General features: G+C 70.6%; 29 protein-coding genes. 20 read left to right on the top strand and 9 right to left on the bottom strand.

Annotated features, from left to right (window positions below; genetic code table 11):
• Positions 1–2: 2 nt before the first annotated feature.
• Together ASG80_RS03545 and ASG80_RS03540 are read right to left on the bottom strand one after the other, a co-directional pair.
• Positions 3–626, bottom strand: a complete 624-nt coding sequence (locus ASG80_RS03545) for a response regulator transcription factor (protein ID WP_056728602.1) — start codon at positions 624–626, stop codon at positions 3–5.
• A complete protein-coding gene (locus ASG80_RS03540) occupies positions 623–1,846 on the bottom strand; it encodes a sensor histidine kinase (protein ID WP_056728600.1) in 1,224 nt (407 codons plus the stop codon). The genes ASG80_RS03545 and ASG80_RS03540 overlap by 4 nt, the downstream gene beginning before the upstream one ends.
• 81 nt (positions 1,847–1,927) lie before the next feature.
• Between ASG80_RS03540 and lepA the strand changes: the two genes are divergently transcribed.
• The 3 genes from lepA to hemW are packed head-to-tail and all read left to right on the top strand — an operon-like array spanning position 1,928 to position 5,675.
• Complete coding sequence (gene lepA, locus ASG80_RS03535) at positions 1,928–3,787, top strand: translation elongation factor 4 (protein WP_056728598.1); 1,860 nt, start codon at positions 1,928–1,930, stop codon at positions 3,785–3,787.
• Between the two features lie 7 nt (positions 3,788–3,794).
• The gene (locus ASG80_RS03530) at positions 3,795–4,445 is read left to right on the top strand and encodes a DUF1990 family protein (protein ID WP_056728597.1); all 651 of its coding nucleotides are present in this window, start codon (positions 3,795–3,797) and stop codon (positions 4,443–4,445) included.
• A 3-nt stretch (positions 4,446–4,448) separates the two neighbouring features.
• Positions 4,449–5,675: a radical SAM family heme chaperone HemW gene (gene hemW / locus ASG80_RS03525; protein WP_056728595.1), complete on the top strand. Its 1,227-nt coding sequence runs from the start codon at positions 4,449–4,451 to the stop codon at positions 5,673–5,675.
• Positions 5,676–5,681: 6 nt separating this feature from the next.
• Here the strand turns inward: hemW and ASG80_RS03520 are convergent, their stop codons facing one another.
• Together ASG80_RS03520 and ASG80_RS03515 are read right to left on the bottom strand one after the other, a co-directional pair.
• Positions 5,682–6,065: a DUF4870 domain-containing protein gene (locus tag ASG80_RS03520; protein WP_056728593.1), complete on the bottom strand. Its 384-nt coding sequence runs from the start codon at positions 6,063–6,065 to the stop codon at positions 5,682–5,684.
• Positions 6,066–6,179: 114 nt separating this feature from the next.
• Complete coding sequence (locus tag ASG80_RS03515) at positions 6,180–6,566, bottom strand: DUF4870 domain-containing protein (protein WP_056728591.1); 387 nt, start codon at positions 6,564–6,566, stop codon at positions 6,180–6,182.
• Between the two features lie 188 nt (positions 6,567–6,754).
• On the opposite strand from ASG80_RS03515, the gene hrcA reads away from it, so the two are divergent.
• The 8 genes from hrcA to era all read left to right on the top strand — a co-directional run bounded on the left by hrcA (position 6,755) and on the right by era (position 13,820).
• Entirely contained in the window at positions 6,755–7,777 is a 1,023-nt protein-coding gene (gene hrcA, locus ASG80_RS03510) for a heat-inducible transcriptional repressor HrcA (RefSeq protein ID WP_056728589.1), read from the top strand.
• Positions 7,778–7,833: 56 nt separating this feature from the next.
• Entirely contained in the window at positions 7,834–8,934 is a 1,101-nt protein-coding gene (gene dnaJ / locus ASG80_RS03505; protein ID WP_056728587.1) for a molecular chaperone DnaJ, read from the top strand.
• An 11-nt stretch (positions 8,935–8,945) separates the two neighbouring features.
• Entirely contained in the window at positions 8,946–9,680 is a 735-nt protein-coding gene (locus tag ASG80_RS03500; protein WP_056728586.1) for a 16S rRNA (uracil(1498)-N(3))-methyltransferase, read from the top strand.
• 24 nt (positions 9,681–9,704) lie between these two features.
• Entirely contained in the window at positions 9,705–10,064 is a 360-nt protein-coding gene (locus ASG80_RS03495; RefSeq protein WP_056728585.1) for an HIT domain-containing protein, read from the top strand.
• A gap of 76 nt (positions 10,065–10,140) precedes the next feature.
• Positions 10,141–11,157, top strand: a complete 1,017-nt coding sequence (locus ASG80_RS03490; RefSeq protein WP_082589744.1) for a PhoH family protein — start codon at positions 10,141–10,143, stop codon at positions 11,155–11,157.
• Complete coding sequence (gene ybeY / locus ASG80_RS03485; RefSeq protein WP_056728581.1) at positions 11,154–11,615, top strand: rRNA maturation RNase YbeY; 462 nt, start codon at positions 11,154–11,156, stop codon at positions 11,613–11,615. The genes ASG80_RS03490 and ybeY overlap by 4 nt, the downstream gene beginning before the upstream one ends.
• 2 nt (positions 11,616–11,617) lie before the next feature.
• A complete protein-coding gene (locus ASG80_RS03480) occupies positions 11,618–12,934 on the top strand; it encodes a hemolysin family protein (RefSeq protein WP_056728579.1) in 1,317 nt (438 codons plus the stop codon).
• Positions 12,927–13,820, top strand: coding sequence for a GTPase Era (gene era, locus ASG80_RS03475; RefSeq protein WP_056728576.1), 894 nt, complete (start codon positions 12,927–12,929; stop codon positions 13,818–13,820). Before ASG80_RS03480 ends, era begins: the two co-directional genes overlap by 8 nt.
• A gap of 12 nt (positions 13,821–13,832) precedes the next feature.
• Here era and ASG80_RS03470 read toward each other — a convergent pair whose 3' ends face one another.
• Positions 13,833–14,468 carry a hypothetical protein gene (locus tag ASG80_RS03470; protein WP_056728574.1) on the bottom strand — a complete coding sequence of 212 codons (636 nt, stop codon included), beginning with the start codon at positions 14,466–14,468 and terminating at the stop codon, positions 13,833–13,835.
• 172 nt (positions 14,469–14,640) lie between these two features.
• On the opposite strand from ASG80_RS03470, the gene ASG80_RS03465 reads away from it, so the two are divergent.
• The 5 genes from ASG80_RS03465 to leuA all read left to right on the top strand — a co-directional run bounded on the left by ASG80_RS03465 (position 14,641) and on the right by leuA (position 20,822).
• Complete coding sequence (locus ASG80_RS03465; protein ID WP_056728572.1) at positions 14,641–15,831, top strand: sensor histidine kinase; 1,191 nt, start codon at positions 14,641–14,643, stop codon at positions 15,829–15,831.
• Complete coding sequence (locus ASG80_RS03460; protein WP_056728570.1) at positions 15,828–16,502, top strand: response regulator transcription factor; 675 nt, start codon at positions 15,828–15,830, stop codon at positions 16,500–16,502. The genes ASG80_RS03465 and ASG80_RS03460 overlap by 4 nt, the downstream gene beginning before the upstream one ends.
• Before the next feature lie 172 nt (positions 16,503–16,674).
• The gene (locus tag ASG80_RS03455; protein WP_056728567.1) at positions 16,675–17,436 is read left to right on the top strand and encodes an ABC transporter ATP-binding protein; all 762 of its coding nucleotides are present in this window, start codon (positions 16,675–16,677) and stop codon (positions 17,434–17,436) included.
• Positions 17,436–18,833, top strand: coding sequence for an ABC transporter permease (locus ASG80_RS03450; RefSeq protein WP_056728566.1), 1,398 nt, complete (start codon positions 17,436–17,438; stop codon positions 18,831–18,833). Before ASG80_RS03455 ends, ASG80_RS03450 begins: the two co-directional genes overlap by 1 nt.
• 213 nt (positions 18,834–19,046) lie before the next feature.
• Complete coding sequence (gene leuA / locus ASG80_RS03445) at positions 19,047–20,822, top strand: 2-isopropylmalate synthase (protein WP_056728564.1); 1,776 nt, start codon at positions 19,047–19,049, stop codon at positions 20,820–20,822.
• A 96-nt stretch (positions 20,823–20,918) separates the two neighbouring features.
• Here the strand turns inward: leuA and ASG80_RS03440 are convergent, their stop codons facing one another.
• From ASG80_RS03440 to ASG80_RS03430, 3 genes are all read right to left on the bottom strand, one after another.
• Complete coding sequence (locus ASG80_RS03440) at positions 20,919–21,578, bottom strand: trimeric intracellular cation channel family protein (RefSeq protein WP_056728836.1); 660 nt, start codon at positions 21,576–21,578, stop codon at positions 20,919–20,921.
• A gap of 91 nt (positions 21,579–21,669) precedes the next feature.
• Positions 21,670–22,758: a bifunctional glycosyltransferase family 2/GtrA family protein gene (locus tag ASG80_RS03435; protein WP_056728563.1), complete on the bottom strand. Its 1,089-nt coding sequence runs from the start codon at positions 22,756–22,758 to the stop codon at positions 21,670–21,672.
• Positions 22,759–22,762: 4 nt separating this feature from the next.
• Positions 22,763–23,743 (bottom strand): phosphodiester glycosidase family protein, encoded by a 981-nt coding sequence (locus ASG80_RS03430; RefSeq protein ID WP_056728561.1) that lies wholly within the window; start codon positions 23,741–23,743, stop codon positions 22,763–22,765.
• 143 nt (positions 23,744–23,886) lie between these two features.
• Here ASG80_RS03430 and recO point away from each other — a divergent pair, with 143 nt between their 5' ends.
• Entirely contained in the window at positions 23,887–24,624 is a 738-nt protein-coding gene (gene recO, locus ASG80_RS03425; RefSeq protein WP_056728558.1) for a DNA repair protein RecO, read from the top strand.
• On the top strand, positions 24,621–25,424 hold the full coding sequence (locus ASG80_RS03420; protein ID WP_056728556.1) for an isoprenyl transferase: 804 nt from the start codon (positions 24,621–24,623) through the stop codon (positions 25,422–25,424). Before recO ends, ASG80_RS03420 begins: the two co-directional genes overlap by 4 nt.
• 24 nt (positions 25,425–25,448) lie before the next feature.
• On the opposite strand, the gene ASG80_RS03415 is transcribed toward ASG80_RS03420, so the two are convergent.
• Positions 25,449–26,006: an AAA family ATPase gene (locus ASG80_RS03415; RefSeq protein WP_056728554.1), complete on the bottom strand. Its 558-nt coding sequence runs from the start codon at positions 26,004–26,006 to the stop codon at positions 25,449–25,451.
• A gap of 160 nt (positions 26,007–26,166) precedes the next feature.
• On the opposite strand from ASG80_RS03415, the gene ASG80_RS03410 reads away from it, so the two are divergent.
• Together ASG80_RS03410 and ASG80_RS24695 are read left to right on the top strand one after the other, a co-directional pair.
• Positions 26,167–26,832 carry a DsbA family protein gene (locus ASG80_RS03410; protein WP_056728552.1) on the top strand — a complete coding sequence of 222 codons (666 nt, stop codon included), beginning with the start codon at positions 26,167–26,169 and terminating at the stop codon, positions 26,830–26,832.
• Positions 26,829–26,957, top strand: a complete 129-nt coding sequence (locus ASG80_RS24695; RefSeq protein WP_255355572.1) for a hypothetical protein — start codon at positions 26,829–26,831, stop codon at positions 26,955–26,957. Before ASG80_RS03410 ends, ASG80_RS24695 begins: the two co-directional genes overlap by 4 nt.
• Positions 26,958–26,978 lie beyond the last annotated feature (21 nt).

Below are 26,978 nucleotides of genomic sequence, written 5' to 3'. Positions count from 1 at the left end.
CGTCAGCCCGCCCTGATCGCCCCGAGCTCGCGTGCGCGGACGACCGCGGCGGTGCGCGAGCCCACGCCGAGCTTCGTGAAGATGTGCACCAGGTGCGACTTGACCGTCGCCTCGCTGAGGAACAAGTGGCGGCCGATGTCACGGTTCGATCGGCCGTCCGCCACGAGCGTGAGCACCTCGGCCTCGCGCACCGTCAGCCGCTCCGCATTCGAGCGCGACGCGTCGAGCCGCGAGGAGACGGCGGGAGCGAGCGCGGACTCGCCGACTGCGGCGGCGCGCACGGCGGCGACGAGCTCCGCCGGCGGGGCATCCTTCAGCAGGTAGCCGCTCGCACCCGCCTCGATGGCGCCGAGGATGTCGGCGTCGGTGTCGTAGTTGGTGAGCACGAGCACACGCGGCGCCCCCTCGTGCGAGCGGATCCGGCGGGTCGCCTCCGCGCCCTGCATGGCGCCGGGGAACTGCAGGTCCATGAGCACGAGGTCGACATCGGATGCCGCGGCGAGGCGCACCGCGTCCTCCGCCGTCGCGGCCTCGTCGACCACCTCGAGGTCGGGCTCCGACTCGAGCAACGCGCGGATCCCGGCCCGGACCACCGGGTGGTCGTCGCTCAGCAGCAGGCGGATCATGGCGTCACCACCGGGAGGCGCACGGACACCGCGGTGCCCTCGCCGGGTGCGGACTCGATCTCGATCGACCCGCCCTGCCGCTCGGCGCGCTGCCGCATCGCGCGCAGGCCGAAGGCGACCCCGTCGACCTCCTCGCGCTGCGCGGCGCGAGGCTCGAACCCGAGGCCGTCGTCGACGACGTCGAGCGCGACCTCGTCGCCGAGGTAACTCAGCGTGAGCTCGGCGCGGGCGGCATCCGAGTGTCGCAGCACGTTGGCGAGCGAACCCTGCGCGATGCGCAACAGTGTCGCGTCGACGGCCATCGGCAGGACCACGGCGTCGCCGCTCGTGCGGAAGGTGACCCTGGTCGCGGACCCGGACTGCTCCGCCTGCTCGTTCACCGCGTCGGCGAGCCGCTGCAGCGCAGCGGGCAGCGTCTGCTCGTCGAGGGATACGGGAGTGAGCTCGCGGATGAACCGGCGCGTCTCGCCGAGGTTCTCGGCCGCCGTCTCGCGCGCGAGGCGGAGCTTGTCGCGCGTGCGCTCGTCGCCGACGTCGCGCTCGGCGGCATGCAGCAGCATCTGGATGCTCGAAAGCCCCTGCGCGACGGTGTCGTGGATCTCGCGGGCGATGCGTTCGCGCTCGGCGAGGGTGCCGGCCTCGCGGCTGGCCGCAGCGAGCTCCTCACGGGTCGCGAGCAGGTCGAGGACGAGCGCCTGGCGGTCTCGGGACTCCTGCGCCATGGCGCGGTACCCGAGCCCGATGACGATCGCGACGCCCGCGCTGATGAGCGGGCCGAGGATCGTGCCCACCTCGAAGCCGAGGTGCGTGGCCGTGCCCCACACCGACAGCCCGAACGTGACCACCACGAGCGGCACGGCGATGGGTGCCGCGAGCACGTGCAACTCCAGGAAGAAGAGGGGGAACGCGAGGAACGCGGCATCCGGGGTGAGCGCCGACATCGCCACCCACAGCGCGAGCAGCGCCACGAGCCAGAGCACGCGTGCCCACGTGGGGAAATGCCGGTGCGCTGCGGCCACGCCGGCGGCGTACCAGGCGAGGAAGGCGACCGCGAGGATCGTGATCTGCACCTCGAAGGGGGCGTCGGCGAGCAGGGCGCGGACGACGACGAAGAGCGCGAGTCCGACGACGAGCAGGTGCAGTCCGAGCCGCAGCGTCAGGAAGACCGGGCGCAGGGCCGAGGGCGCCACGCGCGCGTCGGTCTCGTCGATCACGGTCATGGTGCTTCGAGCGTAGCCCCGGCGCCTGCGCGGCGGCATCCGTCGAAAGTGCGATCGGAAAGTCATGGGAGAATCGTCGGGATGTCCCCTCGAGCCGCCAATCCTCCGGTGCCCGCTGCCACCGATCCCGCGCTGATCCGCAACTTCTGCATCATCGCGCACATCGACCACGGCAAGTCGACCCTCGCCGACCGCATGCTGCAGATCACGGGCATCGTGTCCGACCGCGACATGCGCGCGCAGTACCTCGACCGCATGGACATCGAGCGCGAGCGCGGCATCACCATCAAGAGCCAGGCGGTGCGCATGCCGTGGCAGGCGGGCGACACGTCGTACGCGCTCAACATGATCGACACGCCGGGCCACGTCGACTTCAGCTACGAGGTCTCCCGCTCGCTCGCCGCCTGCGAGGGCGCGATCCTGCTCGTCGACGCGGCGCAGGGCATCGAGGCCCAGACGCTCGCCAACCTCTACCTCGCGCTCGAGAACGACCTCGAGATCATCCCCGTGCTGAACAAGATCGACCTGCCGGCCGCCGAGCCCGAGAAGTACGCGAAGGAGCTCGCCGACCTCATCGGCGGCACGCCCGACGACGTCATGCGCGTCTCGGGCAAGACGGGTGTCGGCGTCGAGGAGCTGCTCGACCGCGTCGTCGAGCGCATCCCGGCGCCGGTGGGCAACGCGGATGCCCCGGCGCGGGCGATGATCTTCGACTCCGTGTACGACAGCTACCGCGGCGTGGTCACCTACGTGCGCATGGTGGACGGCCACCTGAACCCGCGCGAGCGGATCCAGATGATGTCGACCAGGGCGACGCACGAGATCCTCGAGATCGGCGTGAGCGCACCCGAGCCGACGCCCACCAAGGGACTCGGGGTGGGCGAGGTCGGCTATCTCATCACCGGCGTGAAGGACGTGCGGCAGTCGAAGGTCGGCGACACCGTCACGACGGCTTCGAAGTCTGCGACCGAGGCGTTGGCCGGCTACACCGAGCCGTTGCCGATGGTGTTCTCGGGCCTCTACCCGATCGACGGCAGCGACTACCCCGAACTGCGCGAGGCGCTCGACAAGCTGAAGCTCTCGGATGCGGCGCTCGTCTACGAGCCCGAGACCTCGGTCGCCCTGGGCTTCGGCTTCCGTGCCGGATTCCTCGGCCTGCTGCACCTCGAGATCGTCACCGAGCGGCTGCAACGCGAGTTCGGGCTCGAGATCATCGCGACGGCACCGTCGGTGGTCTACGAGGTCACGACGGAGGACAAGAAGACGGTCACCGTCACGAATCCGAGCGAGTTCCCGACGGGCGGCAAGATCGCCGAGGTTCGCGAGCCGATGGTGCGCGCCGCGATCCTCGCGCCGAAGGACTACGTCGGCACCATCATGGAACTCTGCCAGTCTCGGCGCGGCACCATGCTCGGCATGGAGTACCTCGGCGAAGACCGTGTCGAGATCCGTTACAACATGCCCCTCGGCGAGATCGTCTTCGACTTCTTCGACCAGCTGAAGTCGAAGACGGCCGGGTACGCGTCGCTCGACTACGAGCCGTCGGGCGACCAGGCCGCCGACCTCGTGAAGGTCGACATCCTCCTCCAGGGCGAGCAGGTCGACGCGTTCAGCGCCATCGTGCACCGCGACAAGGCGTATGCCTACGGCGTGCTCATGACCGGGCGCCTCCGCGAGCTCATCCCGCGGCAGCAGTTCGAGGTGCCCATCCAGGCCGCGATCGGTGCGCGCATCATCGCGCGCGAGTCGATCCGCGCGATGCGCAAGGACGTGCTCGCCAAGTGCTACGGCGGCGACATCACCCGCAAGCGCAAGCTGCTCGAGAAGCAGAAGGAGGGCAAGAAGCGCATGAAGATGGTGGGCCGCGTCGAAGTCCCGCAGGAGGCGTTCATCGCCGCGCTCTCGGGCGACACCGAGGGCAAGGAAGTCAAGAAGAAGTAGGTTCCGGATGTCCCGACGAAGCACCTTCACCGACCAGTCGGTCACGTACGGCGCGATCGGCGCGACCCTCGCGCCCGACCTGCTGCGCTACCCGCCCGACGGCTACCGCCCCGCGGAGGACTCGGTGCGCCTCGGCAGCGGAGCCGAGCGGTTCGAGCGCGCCGCCGAGTCGCTCATGACCTGGGGCATCCAGCGAGGCGCCGGCTTCACGGTGGCGGATCTCTCGGCGGGCACGGGCGCCCAGTACCCGGGCATCGTCTACGACGCCGAGGGCATGCCCCTCGCCGAGCAGCCCGGGCCTCGCACGGAGGACCGCTACAGCGCAGACGGCACGCCGTACATCACCGCGGGCATGACGGCGACGCTCCGCCGCAAGGGCCGCGTCCGCACGCGCTCGACCCCGGTGCTCGTGGTGTACGTCGTCGACGAGCCCGACCGCATCGGCTTCGCCTACGGCACGACGGCCCCTGGCCCCGAGAGCGGCGAGGAGTCGTTCATCCTCGAGCGTCGCGACGACGACACGGTGTGGCTGACGATCCGGTCGATCCTCCGCACGCGCGGCGGCATCCGTCGCCTGTTCTCGCCGCGCCAGCGTCGCAAGCGCCGCGAGCTGACCCGCGTCGAACTGCGGGCGCTGCATCCCGCGGGTGGCGTGTAGCCGGTGGGCTCCGCCCTGCCGCTCGGCGAGCCCGCACCGCTGGACGGCCTGCTGCCGGCCTCGGCGTCGGTCGGCGCGCGCGAGAGGGCGTTCGGCGTCTACCTGCACGTGCCGTTCTGCCGGGTGCGCTGCGGGTACTGCGACTTCAACACGTACACCGCCGGCGAGCTGCGGGGGGCACGGCAGGTCGACTACGCCGACCACGCGATCGACGAGATCCGGATGTCGCGTCGCGTGCTCGAGGCATCCGGCCTGCCCGACCGCCCCGCCGTGACCGTGTTCTTCGGCGGCGGAACCCCCACGCTGCTGCCCGCCGACGACCTCGTGCGCATGCTCGGAGCCGTGCGCGACGGGTTCGGGCTCGCGCCTGGTGCCGAGGTGACCACGGAGGCGAACCCCGACTCCGTCGGGCGCGACGACCTGCGCCGCCTCGCCGACGGCGGGTTCACGCGCGTCTCGTTCGGCATGCAGTCCGCCGTGCCGCACGTGCTCGCTGCGCTCGACCGAACGCACGACCCCGAGCGCATCCCGCTCGTGGTGGCCTGGGCTCGCGACGCCGGCCTCGACGTGAGCCTCGACCTGATCTACGGCACGCCGGGGGAGTCGCTCGCCGACTGGCGACGGAGCCTGGAGTCGGCGATCGGCGAGCGACCCGATCACCTGAGTACCTACGCCCTGATCGTCGAGGACGGTACGAAGCTCGCGCGGCAGATCCGGCGGGGCGAACTCGCTGAGCCGAGCGACGACCTCGAGGCGGACATGTACGAGCTCGCGGACGACCTGCTCGCCGCGGCCGGGTACCAGTGGTACGAGGTGAGCAACTGGGCCACCGCGCCGGGGCATCGCTCACGGCACAACCTGGGCTACTGGCGCGGCGACGACTGGTGGGGCGTCGGGCCCGGCGCGCACAGCCATGTCGGCGGCGTGCGGTGGTGGAACGCCAAGCATCCCGCCGCCTACGCGGAGCGGGTGACGGCGGGGCTGTCGCCCGCCGTCGGGCGGGAGTTGCTCGACGAGCCCACCCGGGAGACCGAACGCGTGCTCCTGCTCACGCGCATCCGGGAGGGCATCGACGTGCGGTCTTTGTCCGGGGGAGGCCGGCATGCCGTCGCAGGTCTCATCGCCGACGACCTCGTCGACGCGAAAGCCGCCCTGGCCGGTGTGCTGACGCTCACCAGGCGAGGGCGGCTGCTCGCGGACGCCGTCGTCAGGCGCCTGCTCGAAGACTGAGCCCGATCAGCTCACGAACTTGATCGAGAGCGGGTAGGTGTAGGGCTGGCCCTGGTTGGCCTTCACCGCGGCGATGATGCTGAAGACGATGACGATGACGGCGATCGCGATCGTGAGGAAGATGCCGATCACCGCGAGCCAGAGGACATAGCTGATCAGGTAGGCGATCGCCATGGTGATCTGGAAGTTCAGGGCGGTGGCGGTGTACGCGCGCACGAACGGCCCACGGTCCTTCAGGATCAAGTACCCGATGAGTGCCGGGATGAAGCTGAAGAAGATGCCGCCGATCTGCACCAGCGTCGCCCAGAGCTTCTCGTCGGCGGGGCTGAGCGCGTTGCTCTGCTCGTACGGGGTCTGCGGAGGCGGGGGAGGCGGGGTCGTGTCAGACATGCGGTCTCCTTCTTCGGGGCCTCTCGCGAGACTCGGTCGCTCCCATGCTGGCACAGCAACGCCCTCCGCGGGAATAGGCACTCCCGCGGAGGGCGATACGGCTGAGGCCGGGGGTTACTTGATGAGGCGGATCGCGAACGGGTAGCGGTAGTGCTTGCCGTCCTTCGCCTGGAGGAAGGCGATGATCGAGAAGACCACGCCGACGATCCAGACCGCCCACATCAGCACTGCGCCGATGAAGACGACGAGGAGGATCGTGGAGATGACGTAGCCGAAGATCAGCGTGATCTGGAAGTTCAGCGCCTCCTTGGCCTCGGTGTCGGTGAACGAGCCGCGGTCCTTGAAGACGAGCCAGATGATCAGCGACGGCAGGAATCCGAGGATGCCGCCCAGGTGGGCGAACGAGCCCCACTGGATGTCCTGCTCCGGGGTGAGCGGTGCGGCGGTGGCAGGAGCGGGCGGGACGTTCGGGTCGGAGGACTGGGCGTTGGGGTCGGTCATTGCGTGCCTTTCAGGGGTTCAGGGTGAACCGCGACTGCGGAATGGGGGGATCGCAGCCAGGGGTGACTCGCGGATTACCCATACGGTAGCGCCGGGCGCCGGCGGGTGGCAACGGTCGGGTTCCAGCATGTCGCGATAGGATTGGCACTCAGGAAGAACGAGTGCTAAGCGATGAGGGAGCGAGGACCATGGTCTCCGAACGCAGTCTCGCGGTGCTCCGAGCCATCGTGCAGGACTACGTCGCGTCGCGCGAGCCGGTCGGCTCGAAGACGATCGTCGAGCGCCACGCGTTCGGCGTCTCGGCGGCCACGATCCGCAACGACATGGCCCTCCTCGAGGAGGAGGAGCTCATCGCAGCGCCGCACACGTCGTCGGGGCGCATCCCCACCGACAAGGGGTACCGCGTCTTCGTCGATCAGCTCACCGAGATCCGCCCGCTCACCCGGGCGCAGCGGCAGGCGATCGAGACGTTCCTCGGGGAGTCGAGCGACCTCGACGAGCTCCTCGCCCGCACCGTTCGCCTCATCGCGCAGCTCACCAAGCAGCTCGCGGTGGTGCAGTATCCGAGCTTCGGCAGCGCGCGGGTGCGCCATGTCGAGCTCGTCTCGCTCGCGCCCAACCGGGTGCTCTGCGTCCTGATCTCCGACTCGGGCCAGGTCGAGCAGCGGCTCGTCGAGCTCGAGCACCCCGTCGGCGAGGAGACGCTGACCGCGCTGCGGGTCCGGCTCAACGACATCGCGGGCGGTCGTACGATGGCGGATGCCGCGGAGGCGCTGTCCGGGGAGGTGCCCGGCGCCGACCGCCGACACGCCGCCCTGCTGCACACGCTCGCCGCGACGCTCGCCGACCAGGCGCGTGCCCAGCGCCAGGACCGTCTGGTCGTGGCCGGCGCGGCCAACCTCGTGCGCACCGAACAGGACTTCGCGGGCTCCATCCTCGGCGTGATCGAGGCGATCGAGGAGCAGGTCGTGCTGCTGAAGCTCTTCGGCGAGATGGCGGGCGACGAGCACGCCGTGGCGGTGCGCATCGGGCGCGAGAACGCCCCGTTCGGCCTGGGTGAGACCTCCATCGTGTCCAGCGCGTTCGCGATCCCGGGTCGCGACGTGTCCCGCCTCGGCATCGTGGGACCGACCCGCATGGACTACTCCACGAGCATGGCGGCCGTCCGCGCCGTCGCACGCTACCTCTCCCGCACGCTCGGCGAGAGCTGACTCCCGCTTCCCGACGAACCCCACCGGCATCCGGCAATCGAAAGGACACGCCCTCCGTGGCAGACCACTACGAGGTCCTCGGCGTCTCGCGTGACGCCACCTCCGATGAGATCAAGAAGGCCTACCGCCGCCTGGCGCGTCAACTCCACCCCGACGTGAACCCCGGTGCCGAGGCATCCGAGCGGTTCAAGGCGGTGACGCACGCGTACGACGTGCTCTCCGACCCCAAGCAGCGCCAGCAGTACGACCTCGGCGGCGGCCAGGGCGGCTTCGGCGGCCAGGGCTTCGGCGGGTTCGGCGACATCTTCGAGACGTTCTTCGGAGCCGGCCAGCAGACCCGAGGGCCCCGTTCGCGGCGCGAGCGCGGCCAGGATGCCCTCATCCGCGTCGAGGTCGGCCTCGACGAGGTGATCTTCGGCACCCATCGCGAAATCGACGTCGACACGGCCGTGACGTGCGAGACCTGCCACGGGTCGTGCTGCCAGCCCGGCACGTCGCCCGTCACCTGCGACATCTGCCGCGGCACGGGCTCCATCCAGCGCTCGGTGCGCTCGCTGCTCGGCAACGTGATGACGTCGAGCCCCTGCGGCACGTGCCGCGGCTACGGGACGATCATCGCGACCCCGTGCATCACCTGCCAGGGCCAGGGCCGCGTGCGCGCGCGCCGGACGGTGCCGGTCGACATCCCCGCCGGCGTCGACACGGGCGTGCGGCTGCAGATGCCCGGCTCCGGCGAGGCCGGCCCCGCGGGCGGCCCCAACGGCGACCTCTACCTCGAGATCAAGGTCAAGAACCACGAGGTGTTCAGCCGGAACGGCGACGACCTGCTCTGCACGCTCGAGGTCGCGATGACCGACGCGATCCTCGGCACGACCACCACGATCCCGGCGCTCGACGGCGACGTCGAGGTGGAGCTCCGGCCCGGCCTGCAGGGCGGGGAGATCCTCACCGTGAAGGACCGCGGCGTCACGAGGCTGCGCGGCGCCGGGCGGGGCGACCTGAAGGTGGGCGTGCAAGTGGTGACGCCGACGAAGCTCTCGGCCAAGGAGCGCGATCTCATGCATCAGTTCGCGGCGTCGAAGAAGGCGCCCGCGCCCGAACTCACGCACTTCCAGCAGGGCCTGTTCGCGCGCCTGCGCGACCGGTTCCTCGGCTGACGGATGCCGCGATGAGCCATCTCTACCTCGATGAGTCGCTCGACCTCTCGTCGGTCGCCCCCGGCGCGATCGTCGAGCTCACGGGCGACGAGGCGCGCCATGCGGTCACCGTGTCGCGCGTGCGCGCCGGCGAGCGGATCGCGATCGGCGACGGCCGCGGCATCCTCGTGCACGGGGTCGTGGCATCCACCGGCCCGCGCGAGCTCGCCCTCGAGGCAGCGGAGGTCGTCGTTGCGGAGGCGTCATCGCCGCGCATCACCCTCGTGCAGGCGCTCGCGAAGGGCGATCGCGACGAGCTCGCCGTGCAGGCCGCGACCGAGCTCGGCGTCGACGCCGTGGTGCCGTGGGCCGCGGCGCGATCGGTGTCGCGCTGGGAGGGCCAGAAGGCCGAGAAGGGCCGGCAGCGGTGGGCGGCGATCGTGCGCGAGGCCGTCAAGCAGTCCATCCGCCCGTGGCTCCCGTCGGTTGCGGCGGTGAGCGCGACGTCGGGACTCACGGCAGCGCTCGAGGGCAACCGGATGCTGCTGCTCGAGCCGACCGCGACGACCACGCTCACCGGCCTCCGGCCCGACGGGCGCGACCTCGCCCTCGTCGTCGGCCCCGAGGGCGGCATCGCCCCCGCCGAGCTCGAACGACTCGTGGCGGCGGGCGCCGAGCCCGTCCGGCTCGGGGGATCCGTGCTGCGCACCTCGACGGCGGGACCGGCCGCGATCGCCGTGCTGAACGCGACGCTCGGGCGGTGGTGAGTCATCCGTCGCTACGATGGGAGGATGACCGAGTCCGCCACAGAGCCGACCATCTTCGAGCGGATCGCCGCGCGTGAGATCCCCGCTCGGATCGTCGCCGAGACCGATCGCGTGATCGCCTTCCACGACATCGCCCCGAAGGCGCCCGTGCACGTCGTGGTCACCACGAAGCAGGCCGGATACCGCGACGTCGTGGAGCTCGCCGAGGGCGACCCTGCGCTGCTGGCCGAGCTCGTCGCGGTCGCCCGTGACGTCGCCGACGACCTCGCCGACGGCGACTTCCGCCTCGTCTTCAACACCGGCGGCGGCGCCGGCCAGACGATCTTCCACGTGCACGCCCACCTCCTCGCGGGCCGCCTCGAGGAGGGATCGCTTGCCGGCTGATCCGCAGGGTCCAGACGCGGCTGCGCCGCAGCCCGTCCGCAACGACGAGGAACGTCTTCGCATCGACGGCATCGCCATGGTTCGGCTCCTCGGCCCGCAGGACCGCCTCCTCACGTCGATCCAGCGCGAGTACCCGGGCGTCGAGGTGCACGTGCGCGGCAACGAGATCGCGATCCGCGGCGACGCCGACGAGCGCATGCGCGTGCGCCGACTCATCGAGGAACTCCTGGAGCTCGTTCGCGCGGGCCAGGACCCGACACCCACCGAAGTGAGGAGCTCGGCCCGAATGCTCGACGCCGATCCCAACTCCAGGCCGTCCGAGCTGCTCGGGCAGGTCATCGTCTCCGCCCGGGGCCGGTCGATCCGGCCCAAGACGGAGGGCCAGCGCGAGTACGTCGACGCGATCGACGAGAACACGATCGTGTTCGGCATCGGCCCTGCCGGCACCGGCAAGACCTACCTCGCCATGGCGAAGGCCGTGCAGGCGCTCCAGCGCAAGGAGGTCAACCGCATCATCCTGACCCGGCCGGCGGTCGAGGCGGGCGAGCGGCTCGGCTTCCTGCCCGGCACGCTGACCGACAAGATCGACCCCTACCTGCGGCCGCTCTACGACGCGCTCAACGAGATGATGGACCCCGAGATGGTGCCGAAGCTCCTCGCTGCGGGCACCGTCGAGGTGGCACCGCTCGCGTACATGCGCGGGCGCACCCTGAACGATTCGTTCGTCGTGCTCGACGAGGCGCAGAACACCACGCCCGAGCAGATGAAGATGTTCCTCACGCGCCTCGGCTTCGGCTCGAAGATGGTCGTGACCGGCGACATCACGCAGGTCGACCTGCCGGGCGGCGCGAGCGGGCTGCGACTCGTCACGCGCATCCTCGACCACGTCGACGACATCCACTTCGTGCGCCTCACGAGCGACGACGTGGTGCGGCACAGCCTCGTCGGGCGCATCGTCGACGCCTACACGGAGTACGACCAGCGCACGCAGGCGCAGCGCTTCGAGCGCGAGCAGGCGCGCGAGTTCGCGAACCGCGCCGAGCGCCGCGGCCACGCACCGCGCGACCACCTGCCGAGGAAGGGCAGCTCGTGAGCATCGAGGTCAACAACGAGTCGGCGGTCGAGGTCGATGAGGCCGCCCTCCAGCGGCTCGCGGTGTACGCGCTCGACGCCATGCACGTGCACCCCGACGCCGAGCTGGCGATCGTCCTCGTCGACGAGGGCGCCATGGAGCAGCTCCACGTGCAGTGGATGGACGAGCCCGGTCCCACCGACGTGCTGAGCTTCCCGATGGACGAGCTGCGCCCCGGCACCGAGGACCAGCCCGCCCCGCCCGGCCTCCTCGGCGACGTGGTGCTCTGCCCGCAGGTCGCGGAGGCGCAGGCGCGCACCGCGGGGCATCCGCTCCTCGATGAGCTGCTGCTGCTCACGACCCACGGGATCCTGCACCTCCTCGGCTTCGATCATGCGGAGCCCGCGGAGGAGCGGGAGATGTTCGGCGTCCAGCGGGACATCCTCGTCGGCTTCGCGATGCAGGAGCGGCGTCGCTGACCATGCAGCCCTGGCTCTTCGTCGGCGCGGCCTTCCTGCTCGTCGCGTTCGGCGGCCTGATGGCGGCCGTGGACTCGGCGATCGGGGTGTCGAGCCGAGCGGATGTCACCGAGCTCGCGTTCGGCTCGCGGGCGCGTCGCTCCCTGCTGGCGATCGCCGACGACACCGGCGCGCACGTGAACGCCGTGAACTTCATGCGCATCATCGCGGAGACGACGGCCGCGGTGCTCGTCACGCTCGCGTTCGCGTCGTTCCTCGACAACGTGTGGCTCGTGCTGCTCTACTCGGCGCTCATCATGACCGCCGTCTCCTTCGTGCTGGTCGGCGCGAGCCCGCGCAGCGTCGGCCGCGCGCACGCCGCGACCGTGCTGCGTCTCACGGCGCCGCTCGTGCACTTCCTGCGCGTGCTCCTCGGCCCGCTGGCGAACGCGCTCGTGTCGCTCGGCAACCGCGTGACGCCGGGCCGGATCCGCTTCGCCGGCGTCTCGAGCGAGGAGCAGCTGCTCAGCATGGTCGACGAGGCCACCGAGCTCGACGTGCTCGAGGAGGGCGACCGCGAGCTCATCCACTCGATCTTCGAGTTCAACGACACCGTCGTGCGCGAGGTGATGGTGCCACGAACCGACATGGTCACCATCGACGCGTCGGCGCACCTGCCGCATGCCATGGCGCTGTTCCTGAAGGCGGGCTACTCGCGCATCCCGGTGATCGAGCGCGATGCCGACGATGTCACCGGCATCCTGTACCTCCGCGATCTCGCCCGGCTCGGGTTCGAGCGGCCGCTCGACGCCGAAGGGCTCACGGTGGGCGAGCTCGTGCGGCCCGCGCTGTTCGTGCCCGACTCGATGAAGGCAGACGCCCTGCTGCGCCAGATGCAGCTCGAGTCCAACCACCTCGCGATGGTCGTCGACGAGTACGGCGGCATCGCCGGCCTCGTGACGCTGGAGGACCTCATCGAAGAGCTCGTCGGCGACATCTCCGACGAGTACGACCGGGAGGCCGCTCAGGTGGAGGAGCTGGGCGACGGACGCTACCGTGTGAACGCGCGGCTCCCGATCGACGAGCTCGGCGAACTGTTCGGCCTCGACCTCGAGGATGAGGACGTGGACTCGGCGGGCGGCCTGCTCGCGAAGGAGCTCGGCCGTCTCCCGCAGCCGGGGGAGCGCGTCACCGTGTCGGGGCTGGTCCTCGAGGCGGAGCGCACCGAGGGCCGGCGCAAGCGCATCGCCACGATCCTGGTCGAACGCGACCAGGCGCTGATCGACGCCCAGACGGCGTTCGAGAACGGCGAATCCGAAGAAAGGAACCACCGTGGCTGAGTACCGAGCCGGATTCGTCTCGATCGTCGGGCGGCCGAACGTCGGCAAATCCACCCTCACGAACGCGCTCGTCGGCGAGAAGGTGGCGATCACGAGCTCGAAGCCGCAGACCACGCGCCGCGCCATCCGCGGCATCGTGCACCGCGAGCACGGACAGCTCATCCTCGTGGACACGCCCGGCCTTCACCGTCCGCGGACCCTGCTCGGCGAGCGCCTCAACACGCTCGTGCAGTCGACGCTCGGCGACGTCGACGTCATCGCGTTCTGCGTGCCGGCCAACGAGGCGATCGGCCCGGGCGACCGGTTCATCAGCGAGCAGCTCGAGCAGTACCCGAACGCGAAGAAGGTCGCGATCGTCACGAAGACGGATGCCACGTCGAAGGCCAAGGTGGCCGAGCAGCTGCTCGCGGTGTCCGAGCTGCGGGAGTGGGCGGCGATCATCCCCGTGTCGGCGCCGAGGGGCGAGCAGCTCGACGTGCTCGTCGACGAGCTGCTCGCACTGATGCCTGAAGCCGAGCACGCGCTCTACCCGGCCGACATCCTCACCGACGAGGACGTCACCGAGCGCATCGCGGAGTACGTGCGCGAGGCCGCGCTGGAGGGCGTGTCCGACGAGCTGCCGCATTCGATCGCCGTGACGGTCGACGACATGATCGAGCGCGACGACAAGGACCTCGTCGAGGTGTACGCGAACCTCTACGTCGAGCGCGACAGCCAGAAGGGCATCATCATCGGGAAGGGCGGCTCGCGGCTCAAGGCGGTCGGGGCGACCGCGCGCGTCCAGATCGAGCGGCTCCTCGGCCGCAAGGTCTACCTCGCACTGCACGTGAAGGTCGCGAAGGACTGGCAGCGCGACCCCAAGCAACTCGGGCGGCTCGGGTTCTGACGCGCGCCCGGCTCAGCCCGCGTCCGCTGGTATCAGGCTCGGAATCACCACGACCGCGTCGTCACCGTACCGCTCGTCGACCGAGGCCTGCAGGGTGCCGTCGTCGAACATCACCTCCGCGACGACGCGGCCGTTGACGAACGCTGCGCCCAGCACGTCGGGCAGCGCGTCAACGACCTCGGCCTGCACGACCTCGGCCTCAGGCTCCGGCAGGGGGCCGGGTGGGAGCGAGGGGTCCCACGGGTTCGGAGCCGACGGGTCGACCATCGGGTCGTAGAGCGCGGCGAGCATGGGCTCGCCGGTCACGGTGAACGTCTCGCCGTCCCAATCGCCCCACACCGCGTACGCGCCCCAGGTGACATCCGACGCCGTCTCCTCGCCGTCGACCGCGGTCCAGTCCCAGCGGATCACCCCTGGCCCCGAGCACTGCGGCGGGTAGGACTCCGCGATCGCGCCGAGGCAGAGCACCGGGCCGTCATCCGCTTCGAGCACGGTGCCGACCGCGGCGACCTCCGCCGGCACGCTCGGCAGGGCGGGCGTCCAGGCCCCATCCGGTGCGCCGCCCGCTGGCGCGCCGCGGCCGGCGCATCCGGCCACGAGCAGTGCGACGGATGCCGCGAGCAGCACGCCGATGGTCCGATTCCGCATCGTTGCCTCCACTGCCATTCTCGGAGCCGACGCGGCCCGGCGCGACCCAACGTTTCCGCCCCGTCGTTCGTCTGCGAGCGGCTGCCGCGCCGGCCCGAGCGGATGTACGACTCGAGGATGATTCCCGCCCAGACGGCCGATCCGACCTGTCGGCACCGCGTACGGTGGTTCGGTGCGCACGTCCCTGAGCCGAGGCAGGATCACGACCGACGTCGTGCTCGCCGTCGTGTTCGGGCTCGTCTGCCTGCCGTTCGCCCTGCTCGGTACGCCCGTCGACCTGGTGGTGCTCGTGGGCTTCGTCGGCGCCCTCGCGGTGCGCCGGCTCTCGCCGGGGTGGGCGCTCGGCATCGCCTGGGGCGCCGCGATCCTGCAGATGGCGACCCTTCGCGACCTCCAGCTCTACGACGCCGCAGTGCTCGGTGTGCTGTACTCGACGGCCGCGCACGGCGGGCGCGTCGTGAAGTGGCTCGGACTCGGTAGCGCCGGAGTCGGCGCGCTCGTCGCGACGGCGTACCTCGCCGTCGTGAAGCCGATCTTCGACCAGGCCGCGCCGGTCGGCGACAACCCGTGGAGCACGCTGTTCCTCGCTGGTTTCCTGTTCGTGGCGTCGATCGCGGTGCTCGTGCTCGCCTGGACGGCGGGCCTGCTCATCCGCTCCATCCGCGACTCCCGCGAGGTGCGCCGCCGCGAGGATGCCGCGAACCGCGAGCGCGCCCTCGTGGAGTACCGCTATGCGGTCGAGCAGGAGCGCAACCGCATCGCCCGCGACATGCACGACGTCGTCGCGCACTCGCTCGCCGTCGTGATCGCCCAGGCCGACGGCGCGCGCTTCGCTGCCCGCGCCCGTCCCGAGGCCGCCGTCGGCGCACTCGACACGATCGCGGGGATCGCCCGCGGCGCGCTGGGCGACGTGCGTGTGCTCCTCGCGGAGCTCCGCCATGACGAGTCGGGCTCGCCGCAACCCGTGCTCGACGACCTCGACGGCCTGCTCGAGCGGCTCCGCGCCGCCGGCCTCGACGTGCGCTTCACCGAGACCGGCGACCGCCTCGAGCTCGGCACCGGGCACCAGATCGCGGTGTACCGCATCGCCCAGGAGGGCCTCACGAACGCGCTCCGACACGGTGACACGACCGCTCCGGTCGACCTACGGCTCACCTGGGACGACGGCGGCGTCGACCTCGCGGTCGTCAACGCCATGCGAGCGGATGCCGCGTCGGGCGAGTCGCACGGGATCCGGCACGGCATCCCGGGCATGCGCGAGCGCGCCCAGCTCGCCGGCGGTCGTCTCAGCGCCGAGGCGGGCGACGACGGGTTGTTCCGGGTGCACGCGCGCATCCCCGCACAGCCGGCGGCACCCGCATGAGCGTCATCCGCGTCGCCCTCGTCGACGACCAGGCCCTGTTCCGCGCCGGTGTCAGGATGCTCGTCGAGTCGCAGTCCGACCTCGAGGTGGCGGGCGAGGCCGGTGACGGCGTCGCCGCGGTCGACCTCGCGTCACGGGCCCGCCCCGATGTGATGCTCATGGACGTGCGGATGCCGCTGCAGGACGGCATCGCCGCGACAGGGCGCATCCTCGCCGAGGCCGATCGCGACGGTCGCACGCCGCCGCGGATCCTCGTGCTGACCACGTTCGACCTCGACGAGAACGCCGCCCGTGCCATCCGGGCCGGAGCGAGCGGGTTCGTGCTGAAGGACGCGGACCCCGAGTTCCTGCTCGCCGCGATCCGCACGGTGCACCAGGGAAACCAGGTGATCGCGGCGACCGCCACACGCGAGCTGTTCGCCCACGTCGCGCGCGGGAGCGGGCGCCGTCCGGCGCCCGCGGCGTGGTCGGAGTTGACGCCGCGCGAGCGCGAGATCTTCGGGCTCGCGGCCCGTGGCCTCTCGAACTCCGAGATCGCGGCATCCGAGTTCCTCTCCGAGGCGACCGTGAAGACGCACGTGAGCCGCATCCTCGCGAAGCTCGCACTCCGCGATCGCGTGCAGCTGGTGGTGTTCGCCTACGAACACGACCTCGACCCCTCCGCGGGTTGAGGAGCCGACGCAGTCGGCGTCTCGAAACCCGGTTGCGGGACGTGGCGGTTTCGAGACGCGTCCGGCTGCGCCGGTCGCTCCTCAACCCGCGGTGCGATCATCCTCGAGGATGACGCCGAACCATCCGACGGGCGGATGCCCCGCCCCGAGCGGGCTCCGTAGCGTCGATCCCATGCGGATCCAACCCTCAAACCTCGGTCTCATCGCCCGCGTCACGGGCCTCGGCAAGCGCTACGGACACGGTGCCGGCACCGTCACCGCCCTCGACGACGTCTCGCTCGGCCTCCGCCGCGGCGAGTTCACCGCGATCATGGGGCCGTCGGGCTCCGGCAAGTCGACGCTGATGCACATCATGGCCGGCCTCGACTCGCCGACGTCCGGCCGCGCCTGGCTCGGTGACACCGACATCACCGAGCTCCCCGACTCGGCGCTCACCGTGCTGCGCCGCCGCCGGATCGGATTCGTGTTCCAGTCGTTCAACCTCGTGCCCATCCTCGACGCGCAGGGCAACATCGTGCTGCCGTTCGACCTCGACGGCCGACGGCCGAGCCGCGAGGAGCAGGCGTGGATCGACGAGCTCGTCGACACCCTCGGGCTCGGCGCACGCCTGCGCCACCGCCCGCACGAGCTCTCGGGCGGCCAGCAGCAGCGCGTGGCCATCGCCCGCGCGCTCGCGACCCGTCCGGATCTCGTGTTCGCCGACGAGCCGACGGGCAACCTCGACTCGCGCACCGGCCGCGAGGTGCTCGGCCTCCTGGCCACCGCAAGCGCGCGCCACGGCCAGTCGATCGCCATGGTCACGCACGACCCCGTCGCCGCGAGCCATGCCGACCGCATCCTGTTCCTCGCCGACGGCCGGATCGTCCGGGACGCCGCACGGTCCTCTGCGGAGGAGATCTCGGCGTTCATGCTGTCGATGGAGGTCGTGGCCTGATGCGCACCCGATTCGCGGACCAGTGGCCGACGCTCCTCGTCGCGGCGCTCGCGGGCACTTTCGGGGTGGCGCTGCTGCACGTGACGGGCCTCCTCGCCGCGGCGATCGCGGCGGACGACGTGACGGGGGAGAGCGGCACCGTCGCGCTCATGCTCGGCATCGTCGCGACGGTGTTCATCGTGATCGCCGTGTACGTGAGCGCCATCGTCACCGCCAACACGGTGTCCACGGTCGTCGCGGGGCGCACGCGTCTCATCGCACTGCTGCGCCTCATCGGGTCGAGCGCACGAGCACAGCGAGCCCAGATCGCCAGGGAGGGCCTGCTCGTGGGCCTCGCGGGCGCGGCGATCGGAGTCGTCGCGGGCACCGGGGCCGGGTTCGCGCTCGAGGCCGTCGCCGAGGCGAACGACCTCACGCCGCCGACCGAGTACGACTACCTGAACCCGGCGGTCGTGTTGCCGGCCATCGCCGTCGTGATCACCACCTGGCTCGCCTCGTGGGTCGGTTCGCGGCGCGTGCTGCGGGTGCGCCCGATGCAGGCGATCGGCAACTCGAACGAGCAGGACCGCGAGGAGCTCGGCCGACGGCGCGTGCGCAACGTCACCGCGCTCGTGCTCTTCGTGCTGGGCATCGGCCTGTTGGCCGCGGGAGTCGTGTGGGGGCTCACCGAGCCGTACGGCGTACTCGTCGGCATGGTCGGCGGCATCGTCTCGTTCACCGGCATCGTGCTCGGCGCGCACGTGGTGATGCCGCCCGTGCTCCGGCTCGTGGGTCACGCCCTCGGCGCCTCGCCGGCCGCCCGCCTCGCGGCCGAGAACGCCGTGCGCCACCCCGAGCGCAGCTCGCGCATGACCATCGGGCTCGTGATCGGCGTGACACTCGTCACCACGTTCGCCGTGACCATGGAGTCCTATCGCGAGATGCTGCTGGCCGCGCAGCGCGCGCAGCCCGAGGTGTACGCCGGCATCGACGAGATGCTGAACGTCACGGTCACCGTCTTCACCGTGCTCATCGGCTTCAGCGCCCTCATCGCCGCGATCGGGATGGTGAACACGCTGTCGCTGAGCGTCATGCAGCGCACCCGCGAGCTCGGCCTCCTCCGGGCGCTCGGCTTCGAGCGCCGGCAACTGCGCCGCATGATCGTCGCCGAGAGCGCGGCCCTCACCGTCGCGGCGACCGTCACCGGCATCGTGCTCGGCTTCGGCTACGGCTGGGCCGGCGCGCAGTCCCTGCTCGGGGGAGCGCAGGGCGAGCCCGTGTTCGTCCTGCCCGCGATTCCGTGGGTGATGTTCGGTGTGCTCCTCGTCGCAGCGGGATTCCTCACGCTCGTGGCGTCGATCGCGCCGGCGCGCCGGGCGATGCGGGTCGCGCCGGTGGTCGCCCTCGCGGTGGAGTAGGCCGTCGGAGGACCGTCGACGAGCGGATGCCGCGTGCGCTGCGGCATCCGCTCGCACGTCATGATTGCGCCCCGCCGCGCGGTGGGTGTTACCCTAGGCTCGTGCTTCACGGCCTGCTTCTCCTTAGCTGCCGCAGCGAGTCCTAACCCAGGCCTCCCTCGCTGCGGAGTTCGTCGTCGGCTGAATCCATCCGAAAAGCGAGAAGAGCACCCCATGCAGAACACCCAGAAGCCGTCGCCGATGCCCGTGCATCGGTATCGCCCGTTCCACGAGCAGATCCGCGTCGACCTGCCCGACCGCACGTGGCCGTCCAAGCGCATCACGACCGCACCGCGCTGGTGCGCCGTCGATCTCCGCGACGGCAACCAGGCCCTCATCGACCCGATGAGCCCCGAGCGCAAGCGCATCATGTTCGACCTGCTCGTGCGCATGGGCTACAAGGAGATCGAGGTCGGGTTCCCGAGCGCGAGCCAGACCGACTTCGACTTCGTGCGCAGCCTCATCGACGAGGGCGCGATCCCCGACGACGTCACGATCCAGGTGCTGACGCAGGCGCGCGACCACCTCATCGAGCGCACCTACGAGTCGATCGCCGGCGCCAAGCAGGCCATCGTGCACCTCTACAACTCGACGAGCGTGCTGCAGCGCGACGTCGTGTTCCGCACCGACAAGCAGGGCATCATCGACATCGCCCTGCACGGCGCGCGCATCTGTCGTGAGATGGAGGCGAGGGTTCCGGGCACCACCGTCTACTACGAGTACTCGCCCGAGAGCTACACGGGCACCGAGCTCGAGTTCGCGGTCGAGGTGTGCAACCAGGTCTTGGAGATCCTCGAACCCACCCCGGACCGCAAGGTGATCGTCAACCTGCCCGCGACGGTCGAGATGGCGACACCCAACGTCTACGCCGACTCGATCGAGTGGATGAGCCGGCACCTCGCCCATCGCGAGAACGTGATCCTGTCGCTGCATCCGCACAACGACCGGGGCACGGCGATCGCCGCGGCCGAGCTCGGCTACATGGCCGGCGCCGACCGCATCGAGGGCTGCCTGTTCGGCAACGGCGAGCGCACCGGCAACGTCGATCTCGTCGCGCTGGGCATCAACCTGTTCACCCAGGGCATCGACCCGCAGATCGACTTCTCCGACGTCGACGAGGTCAAGCGCACGGCGGAGTACTGCAACCAGCTGCCGGTGCACGAGCGCAGTCCGTGGGCGGGCGACCTGGTGTACACGGCGTTCAGCGGCTCGCACCAGGACGCGATCAAGAAGGGGTTCGAGGCCATGGACGCCGAGGCGGAGCGCCGCGGCGTGACGCTCGACGAGCTCCAGTGGGCTGTGCCGTACCTGCCGGTCGACCCGAAGGACCTCGGCCGCAGCTACGAGGCCGTGATCCGAGTCAACTCGCAGTCGGGCAAGGGCGGCGTCGCCTACCTGCTGAAGGCCGACCACGCGCTCGACCTGCCGCGCCGGCTGCAGATCGAGTTCTCGGGCGTCGTGCAGGCGAAGACCGACGCGGAGGGCGGTGAGGTCTCGAGCGCCGAGATCTGGCGCGTCTTCAACGACGAGTACCTGCCCGCGCCTGCCGACCTCCCCGACGAGAAGTGGGGCCGCTTCGAGCTGCTGTCGCTGCGCACCGAGAGCGCCCTCGACGGCGTCGTCAACGTGCGCATCGGGCTGCGCGACGGCGACGAGCGCATCGAGGCCGACGCGAGCGGGAACGGCCCCATCTCGGCGTTCCTCGCAGTGCTCAGCTCCGAGGGCGTCGACGTGAAGCTGCGCGACTACGTCGAGCACACGCTCGCGGCGAGCGGCGACTCGCAGGCGGCCGCCTACGTCGAGCTCGAGGTCGACGGCCGGGTGCTGTGGGGCGTCGGCATCGACGCCGACATCTCGACGGCGTCGCTGAAGGCGGTCGTGTCCGCCGTCAACCGGGCACTGCGCGGCACCGTCGCGGCCGAGAAGGCTCGCGAGGCGGTCGCGGTCTGACGATGAGCGGATGCCGCGGCCGGGCGCCGGCTCGCGGCATCCGCTTCGCTCGTCACCCGTGCCCGGCGCGGCATCCGGCCTCCTCGGTCGCGCCCGTCAGGCGCGCCGCCACACCCGCCAGCTGCCGAGCGCCCGCTGTTCGGGCAGGCTCCAGCCGAATCGCACCGAGCCGAGGCGGGTGAGGGTCGTGACGATGACGCACGCCGTGCCGGCGATGACGATGTTCACGTCGAACGCGACGAGCACGACGAGGAGCGTGGTCCCGGCGGTCGCCGCGATCGCGTAGAGGGACCCGACGTGCATGACCGCGATCGGCAGGTTGAGCGCCACGTCGCGGAGGATCGAGCCGCCGACCGCCGAGAGCACGCCGACGAACACGGCGGGCACCACGGGCACGCCGTAGGCGAGGGCCTTCGACGTGCCGATCGCGCCGAAGAGCCCGATCGTCACCGCGTCGAGGGCGATGATGAGCCCGTTCAGCCTCGTGAAGAGGCGCTGCAGCAGCATCCCGAGCAGGGCGGCCGCGGTCGCGACCGGGATGTACCAGTTGTCGGAGATCGCCGCCGGGAGCTGGTTCAGCAGGATGTCGCGCATGAGCCCGCCGCCGAGCCCGACGATCACCCCGATGAGCGCGACGCCGAGCAGGTCGATGCGCCGCTCGGTGAGCCGGCCCGCGAACATCGCGCCCTGGATGGCGCCGATCGCGACAGCGGTGAGGTCGAGCCACAGGGGGATGACGAAGAGCGCGGATGCCACGGCACCAGTGAACCACGAGCCGATACCGTGACCGGACCCGGGCGCAATGCCCTCGGCCTGCACCGGTCACGCAGGTGGCCGGTCCTGGGTGTCAGGGTCGCGAGCGAGCAGTGCCTTCGACTGCGGTTGCGCGGAGGCGCGAACCGGTGTCCGAGGCCGGATGCCGTGCGGAGAACACGACATCGCGCTGCACGGTGAAGCTCACGGCGAAGAGCGCAGCCTCGGTCATGACCTTCGCCGCGAGGAGCGGCACCCCGGCATTCGTGAGCGCGTCGAGCGTGCCGTAGTTCGCGGCGAGCAGGATCAGCGCCAGCGTGAAGTACCTGACGGCCGCATAGCCGGTGCGCGTGGCGCGTCGCCGATCGAAGACGAGGAGCCGATTCGTCGTGAAGTTCACGGTCGCGCTGGCGATGCGTGCGCCGATGACCGCCAGGAGCATCGACCCGGTGAGCGCGGTGAGCGCGAGCAGCGCAACGGTGTCGATCGCGAACGCGACCAACCCCGAGAGTGCGAAGAGTCCGAGCGGCGCGAAGACCTTCGCCGAGTCGGCGACGGCACGGAAGTGCGACGAGGCGTTTCGGTCGAGGTAGATCGTCTCGATGTCGAGCTCCTCGATCAGCACGCCGGCGCGCTCGGCACGGAGGAGCATGCGGAATTCGAAGTCGAAGCGGTCGCCCGGCACCCCGATCAGCCACTCCAGCGAGGACGCAGGAAAGCCGCGCAGCCCGGTCTGCGTGTCACGGAGGCGGCGCCCGATCACCGGGGCCGACAGCAGCGAAGACAGGGTGTTTCCGATGCGGCTCCGCGCCGGCGCGTCGCGCCCGAAGCGCCTGGATCCCAGCACGATGATGCCGGCGGAATCAGCGACGCGGTCGCCGACGCGCAGGATGTCCCGCGCCGAATGCTGCCCGTCGCAGTCCGCCGTGACGACCTGCTCGACGGGCGACACTGCCGCGATGTGTCGGAAGCCCTCCTTCAACGCGTAGCCCTTTCCGTGGTTGCGAGCGACACGCAGCACGGTGCATCCGGCGCTGTCGGCCGCGGCGAAGACGTGGTCGTAGGCGGGCCCCGATCCATCATCGACGACCACGATGCCGAGTGACGGCCGCGCGGCGTGCAGTTCATCGATGAGGTCGAGCATGCGCCGACCGGGCTGATATGCGGGAATGAGCACGATCATCGCGTCACCCCGCGATGTAGAGGATGTCGGAGGTGCCGCGTTCTGTACCCGTGCCGAGCGGGTTGTTCACGAGACCGCCGTTGAAGTACATCGTCGACGACCCGCCGCCGTCGAGGTTGTACGCCGTGGTCGCGCCGAGGTCGACCATGATCTGGGCGAGCTCGGTCATGGTGACGCCCGCGCTGTAGCCCTCGCTCCTCCCATCGACGACGACGAACACCAGGTGGTTGTCGTCGATGACGCCGACCGCGGTGCGCGGCTGGTCGCCCTGCACCGAGTGGTTGCCGATGTTCGTGTCGATCTCGACGTCTTCGATGCCGTCGAGGATCTGGCCGTCCTCGACGAGCGCGGGGCCGAACGAGAGCGTGTTCCAGACGCCCTCGGCGACGAGGTCGTCGGCGTTCACAGTGGACTCGTCGTAGACCTCGACGTGGCCGTCCTGGTAGAAGGCGAGGCCCTCGCGAGCGCCCTCGTCGCGATAGGCGACGCCGTTCCTGATCACGATCCCGGTGTCGCGGAAGCCGTAGTAGTCGCCGTTGATCGCGAAGATCGCGCCGTTGTCCGCCGCGATGGCCGAGGTGGTCTCGGTGATGTTCTCGCCGAACGAGTTGTCGGCGAACGCGGAGCGCAGCACCGTCGCATCGCCGAGGGTGACGTCGGCGACGTAGTACGTCACGGTCTCGTCACCGGTGCCGGTGACCACGGTCGAGATCTCGATGTCCGCCGAGTCGGAGGTGTACGAGGTCGCGGTCACGCTGGCATCCGTCGTCTCGCTCGTCTCATCCGACCCCGTCGTCTTCGAGGTCTGGGAGGTCGCCGCCTCCTCGGCCTCATAGGCATCGACATCCGCGATCTCGACGTGCTCGATGACGAATCGGTCCAGCGCCCATGCGGTGCCGGCACCCGCGGGAATGAGCACGGCCAGCGCGCCGGCGATGAGCCAACGCCGGATGCCGCGCCGTGAGGTGTGTTCGTGTCGTGCCATGTCGACCGTTCTAGCCGCCGGACTGGTGGCGGTCGCCATGAGGAGCCCACGGGCAAGCTGTGGGCGGACTGGACGAACGCTGTGCGTCACGAACGCTGTGCGTCGTGGGCGGCGGGCGCCGAACGCAGTGGGAGAATCGAGGGGTGCCCGTGTACCGAGATGAAGCCGTCGTGCTGCGCACCCACAAGCTGGGCGAGGCCGACCGCATCGTCACGCTCCTCACGAGGCGGCACGGCAAGGTGCGCGCGGTCGCGAAGGGCGTGCGACGCACGGGCTCGAAGTTCGGGGCACGGCTCGAGCCGTTCATGGTCGCAGACCTGCAGCTCTACGAGGGGCGCACCCTCGACGTGGTGACGCAGGCGGAGTCGATCGGGTCCTACGGCGCCGAGATCACCCAGGACTATGCGTCGTACACCGCCGCGAACGCGATGGTTGAGGCGGCCGACAAGCTCACCGAGGCCGAGGGGTCGCTGCAGCAGTACCTGCTGCTCGTCGGTGCGCTGCGCTCGCTCGCCCGCGCCGAGCACGGCGCGAGCCTCACGCTCGACTCGTACCTGCTGCGCGCACTCGCCCTCGCGGGGTGGGCGCCGAGCTTCCAGGACTGCGCGCGGTGCGGCAAGGCCGGCGACCACACCGCGGTCGTGGTGCAGCTCGGCGGTGTCGTCTGCGACGACTGCGCCCCGCCCGGAACCCCGCGCATCGCGCGTTCCACGGTGGCGCTCCTCGGCGCGTTGCTCGCGGGGGACTGGGCGTACGCCGAGGCATCCGCGCCCGGCGACCGCAACCAGGCGAGCGGGATCGTCGCCGCCTACACGCAGTGGCACCTCGAGCGCGGACTCCGCTCGCTGCCGTACGTTTCCAGAGAAACGACGACCACGTGAGCCCCAAGCCCTACACGCATCGCGACGCCGTGCCCTACCGGCCGATCGACTGGACCGGCCTCTACCCGCCCGAACTGCCGAAGGGCGCCGTGCCCGACCACGTGGCGATCGTCATGGACGGCAACGGCCGCTGGGCGAACCGCCGCGGCCTCACGCGAATCGAAGGACACAAGGCGGGCGAGGCGGCCCTCCTCGACGTGGTCGCGGGCGCCGTGCAGATCGGGGTGAAACACCTCTCGGTGTACGCGTTCTCGACCGAGAACTGGAAGCGATCGCCCGAGGAGGTGCGCTTCCTCATGGGCTACAACCGCGACGTGCTGCACCGGCGCCGCGACCAGCTCAACGAGTGGGGAGTGCGGATCCGATGGGCGGGCCGCCGGCCGCGGCTCTGGGCGTCCGTCATCAACGAGCTCCAGTTCGCCGAGCGGCTGACCGCGGGCAACGACACGCTCACGCTCACGATGTGCGTGAACTACGGCGGCCGCAACGAGCTCACGGATGCGGTGCGGTCGATCGCCGACGACGTGGCATCCGGTCGCATCAGGCCGTCGGCCGTGTCGGAGAGGCTCATCGCGAAGCGGCTCTACGTGCCCGAGCTGCCAGACGTCGACCTGTTCGTGCGCAGCTCGGGGGAGCAGCGCACCTCGAACTTCCTCCTCTGGCAGTCGGCATACGCGGAGATGGTGTTCCTCGACACCCTCTGGCCCGACTTCTCGCGCACCGACCTGTGGCAGGCGATCGAGCTCTACGCCGGCCGCAACCGCCGGTTCGGCGGCGCGACCGACACGCCGAGCGCGTGAGTCGTCGGGTGCTCCTCAGCCCTGTCAGGTGCCGTGTCCGGCGAACGTCGCTCGGAGCCAGCGTTCGGTCTCGTGCGGACGGCGCAACCGGACCACGGCGAGTCCGGGATTGCGCCGCGCCGCCTCCGCGACGAGGGCAGCGCGGTCACCGTGGGTGCGCCACGCCCACCGGATGATGTGGTCCCGGTCCGTGAACACCGCGCGCAGCGGAGCCTCGCGGTTGCCGTTCCACAACTCCTCGCGACGGATCCGGCGGCCGACGGTGCGCCGGATGACGCGGGTCATGACCAGCGAGCGGGGATAGTCGAGCCAGATCATCACGTCGGCTCGTTCCGCGAGCATCGGCTGCACCGCTGCGTACTGCCACTCGGTCACCCAGGCCGGCTGTCGGGTGAAGGCGTCGACGTCGGCCGCGAACGTCGGCCGAGGCGTCCAGCCGTGTCCATGGAACAGGGCATCGATCTCCACATACGGCATGCCGGATGCCTCGGCGATCCGCCGTGCTAGGGTCGACTTGCCAGAACCGCTCGTGCCCGCCACGATGATCCGCGTGGGCGGCGCGAGGGGAGCGGTCGGAGGCATCCGATCAGCCTACCGATGGGCCGCCGTACGAGTCGAAGGCGGGATCGCCGCGACACGCCAAGCGGGACCGGTGTGTCGCGACGAGCAACCTTCGACCCGTACCCTGTGATGACCACGCGCCGTGGGAATACGAACGCATGGAGCCCGGTTCCAGTTCGTCGTGAGTGAACCCATCAAGATCGACATCTGGTCCGACATCGCCTGCCCCTGGTGCTACATCGGCAAGCGGAACCTCGAGGGCGGCATCGCCGCGCTGGGCGACGACGCACCGGAGGTCGAGATCGAGTACCACTCGTTCGAGCTCGCACCCGACACCCCCGTCGATTTCGAGGGGTCGGAGGTGGACTTCCTCGCGAAGCACAAGGGCCTGCCGGCCGAGCGCGTGCAGCAGATGCTGCAGCACGTCACGGGTGTGGCCGCGAACGCGGGCCTCGACTACGACTTCGGCGCCCTGCAGCACACCAAGACCCTGAAGGCCCACGAGCTCCTGCACTTCGCCAAGTCGCACGGCCTCCAGCTCGAGCTCTCCGAGCGCCTGTTCCGTGCGTACTTCACAGAGGGCCGCCACGTCGGCCGCATAGACGAGCTGGTCGAGCTCGCCGCCGAGGTCGGACTCGACGCGGATGCCGCGCGCGGCGCGCTCGAGTCGGGCCGGTACGCCGACGCCGTGCAGGCCGACCTCGCCCAGGCGGTCGCCTACGGCGTCAACGGCGTGCCGTTCTTCGTGTTCGAGGGCAAGTACGGCGTCTCGGGCGCGCAGCCCGCCGAGGTGTTCTCGCAGGTGCTCACGCAGGTCGCCGGCGAGCGCGATGAGGCGGCGGCGTGACCGACCGCTCGCCGACGGATGCCGCGACGCCGGCCCCCTTCACGATGGTGACGGGCGATCCGTTCGCGATGGTGTGCGAGGGCGACGTCTGCTCCATCCCGGGAACTGCGGGCGACACGCCGTGACGTCGATGCCCTCCTGCAGGA

Origin of the sequence: Agromyces sp. Soil535 (genome assembly GCF_001428255.1) — a bacterium.
Classification (GTDB): domain Bacteria; phylum Actinomycetota; class Actinomycetes; order Actinomycetales; family Microbacteriaceae; genus Agromyces.
The sequence above is the reverse complement of the archived record's forward strand: the minus strand, read 5'-3'. Positions and strand labels throughout refer to the sequence as shown.

Coding starts and splice junctions, on each gene's coding strand:
- ASG80_RS03545 (WP_056728602.1), bottom strand. CDS start 626: ATGATCCGCCTGCTGCTGAGCGACGACCACCCGGTGGTCCGGGCCGGG.
- ASG80_RS03540 (WP_056728600.1), bottom strand. CDS start 1,846: ATGACCGTGATCGACGAGACCGACGCGCGCGTGGCGCCCTCGGCCCTG.
- lepA (WP_056728598.1), top strand. CDS start 1,928: ATGTCCCCTCGAGCCGCCAATCCTCCGGTGCCCGCTGCCACCGATCCC.
- ASG80_RS03530 (WP_056728597.1), top strand. CDS start 3,795: ATGTCCCGACGAAGCACCTTCACCGACCAGTCGGTCACGTACGGCGCG.
- ASG80_RS03520 (WP_056728593.1), bottom strand. CDS start 6,065: ATGTCTGACACGACCCCGCCTCCCCCGCCTCCGCAGACCCCGTACGAG.
- ASG80_RS03515 (WP_056728591.1), bottom strand. CDS start 6,566: ATGACCGACCCCAACGCCCAGTCCTCCGACCCGAACGTCCCGCCCGCT.
- hrcA (WP_056728589.1), top strand. CDS start 6,755: ATGGTCTCCGAACGCAGTCTCGCGGTGCTCCGAGCCATCGTGCAGGAC.
- ASG80_RS03500 (WP_056728586.1), top strand. CDS start 8,946: ATGAGCCATCTCTACCTCGATGAGTCGCTCGACCTCTCGTCGGTCGCC.
- ASG80_RS03495 (WP_056728585.1), top strand. CDS start 9,705: ATGACCGAGTCCGCCACAGAGCCGACCATCTTCGAGCGGATCGCCGCG.
- ASG80_RS03490 (WP_082589744.1), top strand. CDS start 10,141: ATGGTTCGGCTCCTCGGCCCGCAGGACCGCCTCCTCACGTCGATCCAG.
- ASG80_RS03480 (WP_056728579.1), top strand. CDS start 11,618: ATGCAGCCCTGGCTCTTCGTCGGCGCGGCCTTCCTGCTCGTCGCGTTC.
- ASG80_RS03470 (WP_056728574.1), bottom strand. CDS start 14,468: ATGCGGAATCGGACCATCGGCGTGCTGCTCGCGGCATCCGTCGCACTG.
- ASG80_RS03460 (WP_056728570.1), top strand. CDS start 15,828: ATGAGCGTCATCCGCGTCGCCCTCGTCGACGACCAGGCCCTGTTCCGC.
- ASG80_RS03455 (WP_056728567.1), top strand. CDS start 16,675: ATGCGGATCCAACCCTCAAACCTCGGTCTCATCGCCCGCGTCACGGGC.
- ASG80_RS03450 (WP_056728566.1), top strand. CDS start 17,436: ATGCGCACCCGATTCGCGGACCAGTGGCCGACGCTCCTCGTCGCGGCG.
- leuA (WP_056728564.1), top strand. CDS start 19,047: ATGCAGAACACCCAGAAGCCGTCGCCGATGCCCGTGCATCGGTATCGC.
- ASG80_RS03435 (WP_056728563.1), bottom strand. CDS start 22,758: ATGATCGTGCTCATTCCCGCATATCAGCCCGGTCGGCGCATGCTCGAC.
- ASG80_RS03430 (WP_056728561.1), bottom strand. CDS start 23,743: ATGGCACGACACGAACACACCTCACGGCGCGGCATCCGGCGTTGGCTC.
- ASG80_RS03415 (WP_056728554.1), bottom strand. CDS start 26,006: ATGCCTCCGACCGCTCCCCTCGCGCCGCCCACGCGGATCATCGTGGCG.